General features: G+C 69.5%; 9 protein-coding genes. 1 reads left to right on the top strand and 8 read right to left on the bottom strand.

The annotated features are described in order from the left end of the window. Nucleotides 1-79: 79 nt before the first annotated feature. The 3 genes from AB0924_RS07060 to AB0924_RS07050 form a co-directional block, all read right to left on the bottom strand. Nucleotides 80-2,812, bottom strand: a complete 2,733-nt coding sequence (locus AB0924_RS07060) for a hypothetical protein (RefSeq protein ID WP_366910857.1) — start codon at nucleotides 2,810-2,812, stop codon at nucleotides 80-82. Between the two features lie 134 nt (nucleotides 2,813-2,946). Further along, nucleotides 2,947-3,312 (bottom strand): hypothetical protein, encoded by a 366-nt coding sequence (locus AB0924_RS07055; RefSeq protein WP_366910856.1) that lies wholly within the window; start codon nucleotides 3,310-3,312, stop codon nucleotides 2,947-2,949. Between the two features lie 307 nt (nucleotides 3,313-3,619). Beyond that, the gene (locus tag AB0924_RS07050; protein WP_366910855.1) at nucleotides 3,620-3,847 is read right to left on the bottom strand and encodes a helix-turn-helix transcriptional regulator; all 228 of its coding nucleotides are present in this window, start codon (nucleotides 3,845-3,847) and stop codon (nucleotides 3,620-3,622) included. A gap of 108 nt (nucleotides 3,848-3,955) precedes the next feature. On the opposite strand from AB0924_RS07050, the gene AB0924_RS07045 reads away from it, so the two are divergent. Continuing rightward, the gene (locus AB0924_RS07045; RefSeq protein ID WP_366910854.1) at nucleotides 3,956-4,618 is read left to right on the top strand and encodes a hypothetical protein; all 663 of its coding nucleotides are present in this window, start codon (nucleotides 3,956-3,958) and stop codon (nucleotides 4,616-4,618) included. A 49-nt stretch (nucleotides 4,619-4,667) separates the two neighbouring features. Here AB0924_RS07045 and AB0924_RS07040 read toward each other — a convergent pair whose 3' ends face one another. From AB0924_RS07040 to leuS, 5 genes are all read right to left on the bottom strand, one after another. Next, nucleotides 4,668-6,191 carry a recombinase family protein gene (locus AB0924_RS07040; protein ID WP_366910853.1) on the bottom strand — a complete coding sequence of 508 codons (1,524 nt, stop codon included), beginning with the start codon at nucleotides 6,189-6,191 and terminating at the stop codon, nucleotides 4,668-4,670. Between the two features lie 9 nt (nucleotides 6,192-6,200). Beyond that, complete coding sequence (locus AB0924_RS07035; RefSeq protein ID WP_366910852.1) at nucleotides 6,201-7,373, bottom strand: helix-hairpin-helix domain-containing protein; 1,173 nt, start codon at nucleotides 7,371-7,373, stop codon at nucleotides 6,201-6,203. 181 nt (nucleotides 7,374-7,554) lie between these two features. Next, the gene (locus AB0924_RS07030; RefSeq protein ID WP_358927346.1) at nucleotides 7,555-8,400 is read right to left on the bottom strand and encodes a DegV family protein; all 846 of its coding nucleotides are present in this window, start codon (nucleotides 8,398-8,400) and stop codon (nucleotides 7,555-7,557) included. A 72-nt stretch (nucleotides 8,401-8,472) separates the two neighbouring features. Next, nucleotides 8,473-9,207: a hypothetical protein gene (locus AB0924_RS07025; protein WP_358927347.1), complete on the bottom strand. Its 735-nt coding sequence runs from the start codon at nucleotides 9,205-9,207 to the stop codon at nucleotides 8,473-8,475. A 161-nt stretch (nucleotides 9,208-9,368) separates the two neighbouring features. After that, the gene (gene leuS, locus AB0924_RS07020; RefSeq protein ID WP_358927348.1) at nucleotides 9,369-12,239 is read right to left on the bottom strand and encodes a leucine--tRNA ligase; all 2,871 of its coding nucleotides are present in this window, start codon (nucleotides 12,237-12,239) and stop codon (nucleotides 9,369-9,371) included. Nucleotides 12,240-12,560 lie beyond the last annotated feature (321 nt).

Below are 12,560 nucleotides of genomic sequence, written 5' to 3'. Positions count from 1 at the left end.
TGGGTAGATATGCCTACGTCGTCCGTTGGTAGCGAAGGACCCCCGATACCGGGCCGGCACCGGGGGCCGAGGAACGTACCTACGACGATGGAGCAGCGACAGCCCGGAAACGTTTGGAGGGCCTGCCGCCGGACGAGGCGGCCGGTCGCTGAGATGCCACCGGGTCGATGAGGACCAACTTGTCCGCCAGCATCTTTTCGAGCCGCGTACGGAGCTGGCGGTCGGTGAATGGTTCACCGCGGTTCTTCAACAGGACGTACAGGTCGTTGATGCTGAGTGCGTCTCCCGTCTTGGAGAGAGCGTTCCAAATGATCTGGATGTCCTGCTCAGCGGTCCGGGTGGCGTGTTCGGTCTTCTTCTGCTCCAGAGCCTCCAGCTCCGCCTGGACGTCCCTGACGTCCCGCTCCCGGGAGAAGACCGTCATGACGCTGCCGTCGCCCTTGGTGGAGTCGTAAGTGACGTACGCGGCCAGCTTGTCGGCCTCTCCCGCGTATCCCTGGTTGTCCTTCTTCAGAATCAGCTTCACCAGGCCCTTGATACCGATGCTGGGCTTCACGACGACCTCGGCGTTGTACAGGGCGCCCTGCACCGCCGCGAACATACGGTTCGAGCCCGCCATGCGGTCCTGGTTGTCGTGACCGACGTGACCGAGGAAGAAGCCCACCGCGCCCCGAACGGTGAACGGCTGCATGAGCGTCCGCAGCACGAGGTCGGTGCCGGAAGGGTGGTTGACCTCGCCGCCGAGTGCGGAGATCGCCGGAGTGAGCGCGTCGAGGGTCACGAGTCCGATGTTCTCCTTGAACCCCTCGGTGACCTTGTGCTCCAGCTCCTCGACGGACCGTACGACCTTGAACTGGGTGGTGAGCTGCTCGCGGGTAACACCGGCGTCGACGAGGCGACGGATGATCACCTGGTTGGCATTGTTGTCGAACTCCCAGTGCAGGACGTTCTTGCCATTGCGCATGGCCTCTACCTGGAGGCGCGCCTGCATGATGGACTTGCCGATGCCGGACTTGCCGTAGACGCCGTTTGTGGTGCCCTCGTAGAACAGGCCGCACGAGTCGTCGCACAGGTAGCCGAACACAGGTCGGCGGTCCGTAGTGTCTCCGGACGCGATGAGGTCGAAGATGTCCCCGAAGTCGTCTTCGGGCTCCTCGACGCGCAGTTCCTCGGCGCGGCGCTTCTGGGCCTGCTCGCGTCCCAGGATCTGCTCGTAGGCCCGCACCTCCCACGAGGGGCGGTACGAGGGGTCCTTGAGCGCCTTGGCGGCCTCTATCTGATTAGCTGTAATGATGGCCTGTCGGCGTGCCAGCTCGTCCCTGAGAGCCATGTATCTCTGGCCGTCAGGCTCGTCGTCGTCTTCGTCTCCAGAGGACGCCACCGGTGCGGAAGGCGCGCTGACGGTGTTCTCAGAGGCGGTCCGCTGTTCGGGCACGGCTACCTCGCTGTATCCCAGCTCCTCGATCGTGGGGGCGGCGAACCCGCTGCGACGCAGGCGCTTGGCGCACTGGGACATCGCCTCACGTCCGGTGTGCAGCTCACCGGTTTCCTCGTTGGCGTGGAACTGCGTGGCGGCGAGGTAGGTGTACGGGTCGAGGTACTGGTCCCGGAAGCCGCCGTCCTCCTTGTCGACGCCTACCAGGCCGGGTGCCGAGCTGGAGAAGGAGTACAGCTTCGGCTGGTCGGTGTCTTCGTTGTGTCCGAAGGTGGCCGACTGTCCTTCGCTGAAGGGCTTGTTGGGGTGGGTGAGGTTTTCTACCTGTCCAGACCAGCTGTGGTGCTGCCAGCCATCCGAGGAGAGTTGCTGACGGAACCGCCCCTCAGCCCACATGTACGCGTTGTAGGCGTCCCAGGGGGTGTCACCGGTCTTCGGGCCATCGAAGCTCTGTATGGGCTTTACGCGCTCCGGACGGCTGTCGTGGGGCAGCATGGCGGCCAGCTCGTCCAGCTCGTACGTGGCGCCCGTGTAGTCGGCGTGGACGGCCTTCGGGTCGTAAGCGTGGTCGGCCTTGCGGTTCACGGACCCGGGGAGGCGGAGGACGCGGGACAGGTCGCCGCCCGTGTCGTGGTGGTAGCCCAACGCGCGTGCGGTGCGGGCAAGGTGTCCGCCCCAGCGCTTGGAGGCCGAGGACAGCTTCGCGTACAGCTCCTCGCCTTCCGTGCCCTCCGGGATGGTGATGGGCTCCGGGAACATCCACAGTCCGTCGATCCCCCCGCCGGTCATCCAGGTGACCGAGGGCTCCGGGTAGCCGGCGCGCTTCCACACCTCGCGTACAGCATCGGCGTCCGGCGGGTTGGGGAGTTGGCCGGGCTTGCGGCGGTGTCCCTTCTCGCCGTAGTCGCCGTCCGCCCAGAAGCCGATAACCTGGCGTGTGAGGCGGGCTCCTCCGCGCTCGTGCCGGGTGGCGGGCATGGCGGCCATCGTGGTCATGCGGATGTACCAGCCGCTGACCGTCTCCAGCTCGGTACGTCCCGGGTACGGGCCAAGGATTCCGTCCTTGTCCGCCTGAGCCACCATCTCGGCGACGACCTGCGGCGTTGCCTCGTACGTTTCGCCCTTGTCGTTGACGAGTTCGCCGCCCATGACGAAGTGGCTGGGACGAGGCTTGTCGTTGCCTTCGTAGGTGAAGGCGCATATCTGGACGTAGGAGTCCGTGGTCTTCCCGAAGACCATGCCGAGGAAGCGGGCCATCTCCTGGGTGTCAATGCCGGGGTCGGGCTTGATGGTGACCGATCCCGTGGTCTCCGCAGCCGGCGAGGTTGACGACGAGGTTGACGTACCGCCTACCTCGATGTCAGCGGCCTGTGTCATCCTGACATCAGCGCCTTTCTGTACGGCGACGGCCCTGGTGACCCGGAAGTGATCGAGGGCAGTCGCGGTGGGGCGTGCGCCCCCTGCGCGTCGTCGGAGCTGCTACCTCCGGCGCTTACGCAGGGGGCAGATTTCTATGCCGAGGCAACTTCGCGCTGACGGGCGCGGTACCGCCGCATGCCCTCAGCGATCCGGGCACGCGAGTCCTCCGGCCACGCCTGACCGACCCGGACGTTCAGCGGAAGCGGGTAGCCGGCCTGCCGGTACGCGAGCACAGCCGCTGCCTCAACGACATGCCGCTGGTCGTACGGCGCCTCGCAGATGAACGTGGCGCGCGGTGGCCTGTCGAGGGTGCGCAGCCAGGCGGTGAGGCGGGGGTTCCACCGCTCCATCTGGGGGTCGAGCCTGCGCGTCCAGTGCCGGTAGGCGCGGGTGTCGACGTCGGTGGTCGTGATGCCCAGGTAGACGGGGCGCGCCTTGTCGTCGAGCAGCGCGTACACGCGGACGTGCTCATTCGTGATGCCAGAAGGCTCTGCATTCTGTACCATGTTATGTATCAGCTCGTTTTCATCGGCGGCGGTGAAGGTGGGCGAGGAACCCCGGGCGGGAGAGCCCGGGGTTCGCCGTTTCAGGCGGCTTCCCGGGGCGCGGAGTGCTCGTCGGCCGACGAGGTGGCCGACGAGGTCTCGGACCACCGAGCGAGACCGAGTAGGGCGACCAGACGGCGCGCCTGAGCGTCCGTCAAGGGTCGGTCGACGTAGAGGTCAGACAGAGTCCGGGCGGGCGGCACGGCACCCTCCGGGGCGGTCATGCTGTCTCGGTGTCAATGTCGAGGGTGGCAGCGAGACGCAACGCGTACGCCCCACGCGGGGCTGAACGACTCTGCTCCCAGCGGTGAATGGTGGAAGGGCTGACCCCGACTGCGTCGGCGACCTCCCGGAGAGTGAGTCGGCGGCCCTCACGCCAGGTACGGGTCTCGCCACTGGCGACAAGCTCACGCACGGCACTGATCCGCCGAAGATCTTCGAGGCTCATGGTCCAATCAAAGCGCATCCCGCCACAGTTCGCAACGCGTCCCGTCTACGTTTAGAGACTACTCTTCGGGGCGTTGCGGAACGAGCCGGTGAGCGCGATGATGGCGCCATGGGCACCTCCCCGAGCTATCAGTTCCGGATCACGGATCCGGAACCCATCGAAGGCACCAGCGACCTGAAGAGCGTCATCGTCTCCCTGGTGCCGGCCACTTATCCGCACCTCCTGGTGCGCTGGCAGTACACCCTTCGCGACGACCGGCTAGTTGAAGGCCCTTACGGAGTCCAGGTACAGCCGCACCCAGGGCTCGCTGCCAAGAGCTGGCTTACGGTGGGCGCTACGGTCGTCCGCGACCTGCCGCTCACCAAGCTCGAGCGCGCGGCTCGTTTCATGCTTCAGATGTCGCTGCGGGACCCGGACGGGTCGCCCCTGTCAGGACACCTTGCAGTGTTCGGCCCAGACTCGAAGGACATCCCTGCCACTGCTCGGGAGACTGTGCGGGAACGCCACCCTGATGTCGATCCAGCAGGTGGACCAGCAGCACTCCGCAGGTGGAACCGGCTGACGCGGCTGGCAGAGGTTTGGCTGGAGTACCACGCTGCTCAAGCGAAAGGCGAGAAGGCGCCGACAACCGTCATTGCTGAAGCCCGTGGAGTGGCACCGGCCACCGTTCGGACATGGCTGCACCACGCGAAGCAGGAGGGGCTCGACACGTCGTTCGCCCCTGAGTTCTCCATCGTGGCCACCACGGACACATCCACGCTAGAAGGCTGATCGTCGCCGCATCGAAGTCCCCGCAAGGTAGTGCGGGGACTTACGACTCTCATGCCTCGGAGTTCGACGAGTCGAGCGGCACCAGCCGGCCGGGGTCGAACTTGTTGCCCCTCGACCGGTCGTGCGGCAGCACCTCGTACCCCGGGATCACCGTCAGCACGACTTCGCGCTTGTCCGCAGGGGTGAGTTCCTTCCAGCCAGCCACCACGTCGCCCGTGAGCAGCCTGCGCAGCACCCGAGGAGCACGCGACGTCAACAGCGCCCGGGACTCCTTGATCCGCTTCTCGATGATGGAGCGGGCTTCCCTGTACTCCGCGAACGTGATCTCACGCCGGGCGTACATGCCAGCCATCTGCTTGAGCTGCTGCTCATCCTCGGCGAGCGTGGCCCGCGCTTCGTCGGTGGTCTCCGTGTCGGCGACGGTCCGGATCTTCTCCAGCACATTGGGACGAACGAGCAGTTGAAGGATTTGCTGCTCCACTTCCTCTTCGGCGAACGACGCCTTCACGGCGATCTTGCCGCACCCGCCGTTGGGCTTCGCGCACCAGTAGCGGGGGCCGCCGTTGCCCTGCCACCCCATCAAGGCGTGACCGCAGCGTGAGCAGCGCAGAACGCCGGTCAGCCACCGTTGCAGGGTCAGGTCGACGCTGCGGGCGCGGCCAGCGAGGCGTGCACAGATCCGCTCCCACCTCTCCTCGGGGATGATCGCGGGCCAGACAGCCTTGCCGACGACCTCGTCTCGGAACTCACGCAGCCCGGCGACGGACGGTTTGGTGACGACGGACCGCACCGACCGGTCCGACCACGGCGCGCCGGTCACCGTGGGAATCCCTCGCCTTTCAAGGTCCGCAGCGATGGAGTTGAGAGACTCTCCGATCTCGGGGGCGATCGCCGCCCGCTGCTCGTCGGTCCAGCCGTCCCACTCCCCCAGGATGCGGTCGCCGATCTCCCGCAGAATCTTGGCCTCGGCCTCGATGGGCTCGTGCCCGACCGCCGTGAAGCCGTATCCCCGGTACCCGCCGCCCGGGGGCTTGCCCTCGGCTGCCAGCTGCTCGTGCTTGCGGGCGACTCGCCGGGCGGTGTCACGGCTGGACTTGTTGGCGACGGCGCACATGATGCGCGCCATGGTGGTGTCCGCGTCGTTGGCCAGGCGCAGCGATCCCGTGACGGACTCCACCGGGATGCGGGGGCGGCGGGACTCCACCACGTCGATGAGGTCTTCGAGGTCGCGCGGATCACGGGCCACACGATCAAGGTCGTCTGCGATCAGACCGTCGTACTCCCCCGAGGCCAGCCCGTCGAGGGCGGCTCGGAAGCCAGGCCGGACGGTGCGCAGAGCGGTAGTGCCGTCGGGGAGTTTGATCCTCCTCCGCTTGAAGGCGGACGTGTCGTCCTCGGGGATCACCTTGGCGATAGTCCATCCGAGGCGTTCGGCCAGCCTGCGGCCGTCCTCCTCCTGGCGGCCGATGCCCTTGGAGAACTCGGTGCGGGCTCCGTGGTCCAGCGCTTCGCTGTCGTCTTCGGGCTTGCGGTAGCTGATCCGAACCAGCAATACGGCCCTTGTTGGCAACATGGTCATAGGTTATCTTCTACACGTCGGATCGCCGATCCCGTTGACCTGGCGCAGTTCGTCCACCGAGCGGAAACCGCCGTGCCGGGTGCGGTAGTCGATGATGTGCTGGGCCAGCACCGGACCGACCCCGGGCAAGGTGTCGAGCTGGTCCACGGTCGCCGTGCTGAGGGAGACCGGGGCCGCGGGTCCCGCGCCTCCCGCCGCTCCGCCCGCGCCGTTGCCGGGCCCGGGCGGGGCGGGCGCCGCCCCCGCGGGCGCGCCGACCAACACCTGCTCGCCGTCCACCAGGAAGCGGGCCCGGTTGAGTCCCTCGGTGCTCACCCCCGGCCGGACCCCGCCCGCCGCGCGCAGCGCGTCGGCCACCCGGGAGCCGGCCGGGAGCCGCCGGATCCCGGGCCTGCGCACCTTGCCGCCTACGTCCACGACGATCTCCGTGGCGGGCGCCGTCGCGGCGCCCGTGACGGGCCTGCCCACGGAGGAGGCGCCGGTGGACCGGCCAAGCTTCGCGTTCTCGTCCCTGCCCGCGTACGGCCCTTCGGCGCGCACCACTTGAGGAGCGCTCACCGTCTCCGTGCGTCCCGTCCAGAAGTGCTGGACGGCGAACACGGCGGCCGCCACGAGCACCACGGCCAGCGCGACCACGCCCCGCCGCTCCACCCCGCACCGCGTCTGCAGCCAGACCGGCAGCCGCTCCCGCAGAGCGAGCCCGGTCCGCTCCCGCAGAGTGGGCGCGGACTGCTCCCGCAGAGCGGGCGCGAGCCGTCCCGCAGGCTCGAATCGGCCCGTGGAGTCCGGCGGTTGTGTGTCGTGGGCGCCGACCGGATCCGCGCCGTGGGCCGAGGTGGGCGGCTCGGCCTCACGAGCCGCCTCGCTCGTCCCGCCCGGAGCGGTTGGTGCCGTGCTCAGCGACCGCGGTCCGGGCGCCGGCCCCGTCGCACTCGCCGTGTTCGCGGGAGGCAGGCCGTCCGGCGGGGCGTTGCCCGACTCCGGCCAGTGCACGGCGTGTTCACCGAAGAGGAGTCCCACGCGGCGGCGCAGTTCCTCGGCGGGTGCGGGCGAGCGGTGACGGGGGCGGGGGCGGGGATGGTCGGCGGGGCGGCGGTGGACACGGCCCTCGGAGCCGGGGCCACGGCCCGGTCCGCTGGTCGGGTTGGCGGTGCGTGAACGTGATCGAAGTGCCATGCGACGAGGATCGGGCAGTTCGCCGAGTCGCGATGATCTTGGTCAATTTCCGTGGACCATGGCCCCGTTGTGGACAACTCCACCACCCGTACGAGTGATCACATCCCGGGTGCCGACATCCCGCGCGCCGGGATCCCGGGCCATCACACCCCGCACGGGCACACCGCCGAGCGGCGCCCGCTCAGCGCGGCGAGACGACCGCGCCCAGCAGCCCCGGCCCGGTGTGCGCCCCGATCACCGCGCCGACCTCGCTGACGTGCAGGTCGGCCAGCCCGGGCACACGGATCCGCAGCCGGTCGGCGAGGGCGGACGCCCGGTCGGGCGCGGCGAGATGGTGGACGGCGATGTCCACCTCGGCGCCGCCCGCCCGGTCGGCGACGATCTCCTCGAGGCGGGCGATCGCCCGGGACGCCGTGCGCACCTTCTCCAGGGGTTCGATACGGCCGCCCTCCAGCTGGAGCAGCGGCTTGACGGCCAGCGCGGAACCGAGCAGGGCCTGTGCGGCGCCGATGCGCCCGCCGCGGCGCAGATAGTCGAGCGTGTCGACGTAGAAGTAGGCGGAGGTGCCCGCGGCCCGCTTCTCCGCGGCGGTGACGGCGTCGTCCACCGTGCCGCCCGCCTCCGCCGCCTCGGCGGCGGCCAGAGCGCAGAAGCCCAGCGCCATCGCGATCATCCCGGTGTCCACCACCCGCACCGGAACCGGCGCCTCGCGCGCCGCGAGGACCGCCGCGTCGTAGGTGCCGGACAGCTCGGCGGACAGATGCAGGGAGACGATGGCGCTCGCGCCGGATTCGGCGACCTTGCGATAGGTCTCCGCGAACATCTGCGGGCTGGGCCGGGAGGTGGTGACCGGGCGACGTTTCTGCAGTGCCTGGGCGAGGGAGCGGGTCGAGATCTCGGTGCCCTCTTCGAGCGCCTGGTCGCCGAGGACCACGGTCAGGGGCACCGCGGTGATGCCGTGGCGCTCCATCGTCCGTGGCGGCAGGTAGGCCGTTGAATCGGTGACGATCGCGACATGGCGGGACATGAGCTGGAGGTTACCTGCCGTGGTGCCCGTACGGCAGACCGGCCCCTGTCCGCCGGTCCCGGAGCGGTCCGGTCAAGTGGTGCTCTCCGGGCGCGGTTTCTTCTGCCAGGGGTAGGCCGGGCGCGGCGCGGGCGGGGTGAGCGCGGCCGGGGCCGGCGTCTCCTCGGAGCGGGGTGCTCGCGGGTCGGTCCCGGGCTGCCGGCCGGCGGTGCCGTCGGCGGCCGGGGCGTCCGGCCACGGCTGCGGCGCCTGCTGGGGTTCGGGCTGCGTCCAGTGCCGCAGGGCGCCCGTCTCGATGTCGATCTGCGCGCTGAGCGAGTCCAGGTCGTCCTCGGCGAAGCGGTGGGCCCGGTCGCGGGCCGCCCAGCGGAGCGAGTCCGCGGAGTGGGTGATCCGCTCCGTGCGACGGCGCAGTCCGGGAAGGTGCGCGGCGAGCGTCGCCCGGTCCGGCTCGGACTCCAGGCGCTTGAGGTCGGCGTCCAGTTCCTGCCCGTGCGCGCTGAGCCGCTGGAAGAGGCCGAGGGACTCCCGGAGCGACTCGTCCTCGGCCACGCCCGCGTGCAGCGCGTCCTGGGTGGCGCGCATCGAGCCGCGCAGCGCGAGCCGCAGCTGGGCGATCTCACCGGCCGGGCCGGCCTGGGCGATGGATTTGGCGCGCAGGGTGTGGTCCTCGACCGTGCGGCGGGCCTGCGCGATCGTGCGGTCCACACCGCGCTTGGCTGCGCCGACCGCCTTGACCGTCACGTACGCGCCGAGGCCGATGAAGACCAGGAACAGCAGGGCGAACACGGTGATCACTGTTTCCATGCCGCTCCTCCTCAGCCCGGTGGGGCTTTCACCGCTTGTGCTCTCCACGGTAAACGCAGCGGGCAGGCCCGGGGTTCCGGAAGAACCCCGAACCTGCCCGTAGGGGACTACCCCGAGGTGCCCGGTACCCCGGCCCCGGGCGCGCCCACGCGGCTACGCGGTCACGCCGGAACGATGTTCACCAGCTTCGGCGCCCGCACGATCACCTTGCGGATGGCCGCGCCGTCCAGCGCGGCGACGACCTTCTCGTCCGCCAGCGCCGCCTTCTCCAGCTCCTCGTCGGAGATGGCGGGCGACACCTCCAGACGGGCCTTGACCTTGCCCTTGACCTGCACGACACAGGTCACGGTCTCGTCCACCACGTACCGCGGGTCGGCGACCGGGAAGTCCCGGTGGACGACCGAGTCGGTGTGGCCCAGCTTGCGCCACAGCTCCTCGGCGACGTGCGGGGCCAGCGGGGCGACCAGCAGCACCAGCGGCTCGGCGACCGAGCGGGACAGCTCGCCACCGGCCTTGGTCAGGTGGTTGTTCAGCTCGGTCACCTTGGCGATGGCGGTGTTGAAGCGCAGGCCCTCCAGGTCCTGGCGCACGCCGTCGATCGCCTTGTGCAGGGCGCGCAGCGTCTCCTCGCCGGGCTCGGCGTCGGTGACGGTGACCTCGCCGGTGTTCTCGTCGACGATGTTGCGCCACAGCCGCTGCAGCAGCCGGAACTGTCCGACCACCGCGCGCGTGTCCCACGGCCGCGACACGTCCAGCGGGCCCATCGCCATCTCGTACAGGCGCAGCGTGTCGGCGCCGTACTCGGCGGCGATCTCGTCCGGAGTCACCGCGTTCTTCAGGGACTTGCCCATCTTGCCCAGCAGGCGGGTGACCTTCTCGCCCTGGTGGTAGTACGCGCCGTCGCGCTCCTCGACCTCGGCGGCGGGGACCGCGATGCCGCGGCTGTCGCGGTAGACGTAGGCCTGGATCATGCCCTGGTTGAACAGCTTGTGGAACGGCTCCGCGGAGGAGACGTGCCCCAGGTCGAACAGGACCTTGGACCAGAAGCGCGCGTACAGCAGGTGCAGCACGGCGTGCTCGGCGCCGCCGACGTACAGGTCTACACCGCCGTACGGCAGGCCCTCGCGGGGGCCCATCCAGTACCGCTCGATGTCGGGGTCGACCAGCTGCCGGTCGTTGTGCGGGTCCAGGTAGCGGAACTCGTACCAGCAGGAACCAGCCCAGTTGGGCATGGTGTTGGTCTCGCGGCGGTACTTCTTCGGCCCGTCGCCCAGGTCCAGGGTGACGTTGACCCACTCGTCGTTGCGTGACAGCGGGGTCTCGGGCTGGGTGTCGGCGTCGTCCGGGTCGAAGGTGCGCGGGCTGTAGTCCTCGACCTCGGGCAGCTCCAGCGGCAGCATCGACTCGGGCAGCGCGTGGGCGACGCCGTCCTCGTCGTAGACGATCGGGAAGGGCTCGCCCCAGTAGCGCTGGCGGCTGAACAGCCAGTCGCGCAGACGGAAGTTGACGGTGCCCTCGCCGATGCCCCGGCGCTCCAGCCACTCGGTGATGCGGGCCTTGGCCTCGGTGACGCCCAGGCCGTCCAGGGAGATGTCGTCGTTGGCGGAGTTGATGATCTTCGCGTCGTACGACCCGAAGGCGTCCTCCCAGGTGGAGGTGTCCGTGCCGCGGCCGTCGGTGGGCTCGACGACGCAGTGGATCGGCAGTTCGAAGGCGCGCGCGAACTCGAAGTCGCGCTGGTCGCCCGCCGGGACGGCCATGATCGCGCCGGTGCCGTAGCCCATCAGGACGTAGTCGGCGATGAAGACGGGGACCTGCTCGCCGTTGGCCGGGTTGGTGGCGTACGCGCCGATGAAGACGCCGGTCTTGTCCTTGGCCTCGGCCTGCCGCTCGACGTCCGACTTGGAGGCGGCCTGCGCGCGGTAGGCGGCGACGGCCTCGGTGGGCGTGGCGTGGCCGCCGGTCCACACCTGGTGGGTGCCCTCGGGCCAGGCCTGCGGGGTGAACTTCTCGACCAGCGGGTGCTCGGGGGCCAGCACCATGTAGGTCGCGCCGAACAGGGTGTCGGGGCGGGTGGTGAAGACCGTGATGCGCTCGCCGTCCACGGGGAAGTCGACGCGGGCGCCCTCGGAGCGGCCGATCCAGTTGCGCTGCTGCAGCTTGATGGCCTCGGGCCAGTCCAGCGCCTCCAGGTCCTCCAGCAGCCGGTCGGCGTAGGCGGTGATGCGCATGTTCCACTGGCGCAGCTTGGCCTTGAAGACCGGGTAGTTGCCGCGCTCGGAGCGGCCGTCGGCGGTGACCTCCTCGTTGGCCAGCACGGTGCCCAGGCCGGGGCACCAGTTGACCGGCGCGTCGGAGGCGTAGGCCAGGCGGTACTCGCCCAGGACCTCGGCGCGCTCGACGGCGCTCAGCTCGTGCCAGGGGCGCCCGCCGGGCACCGCGCGCTCACCGGACTCGAACCGGGCGACCAGCTCGGAGATCGGGCGCGCCGCCCCGGCCTCGTCGTCGTACCAGGAGTTGAAGATCTGCAGGAAGATCCACTGGGTCCACTTGTAGTACTCCGGGTCGATCGTCGCGAACGACCGGCGCTTGTCGTGGCCCAGGCCCAGCCGGCGCAGCTGGGCCTTCATGTTCTCGATGTTCGCCTCGGTGGACACGCGCGGGTGCGTGCCGGTCTGCACGGCGTACTGCTCGGCGGGCAGGCCGAAGGCGTCGAAACCCAGGGTGTGCAGGACGTTGTGGCCGGTCATCCGCTGGAACCGGGCGTAGACGTCGGTGGCGATGTAGCCCAGGGGGTGACCGACGTGCAGGCCCGCGCCCGAGGGGTACGGGAACATGTCCATGATGAACTTCTTGGGCCTGGCGGCCAGCTCGGGGTCACCGGCCAGATCGCCCTTGGGGTTCGGCGCCGCGTAGGTGCCGTCGGCGTCCCAGAAGTCCTGCCAGCGTGCCTCGATCTCGGCCGCCATGGCGGCCGTGTAGCGGTGCGGCGCGGCCACCTCGGCGGTGGCAGCGGGGTTCGTCTCGCTCATGATCCTCAAAGCTCCATCGATCGTCTCTGCCTGCGGCTGCCTGCGGCTGTGACACTCAGGAAACGAAAAATCCCCTCGCACAGGAGGGGACGCCGCGCCGATGCCGACCACACGGTTCGACCGGTGGGTCGGTACTGATCAGCGCGGCCCGCTAAGCAGAAGGCGTACGGCACGCATGGCGCTAGGGTACCGCAGCCCTTGAGCAAGCCGCGACGCGCTTCCGTATGCCTGGTGGACATGTCACATCGCCCGCCCGCAACTGAACCAAGGTCAAAGATTACTTCGCGTAACAGCCACTAAGGGACACCGCCCCAGTCGCAT

Source organism: Streptomyces sp. NPDC047869 (assembly GCF_040704065.1).
GTDB lineage: Bacteria > Actinomycetota > Actinomycetes > Streptomycetales > Streptomycetaceae > Streptomyces.
This window is presented reverse-complemented; position numbering and strand designations above follow the sequence as displayed.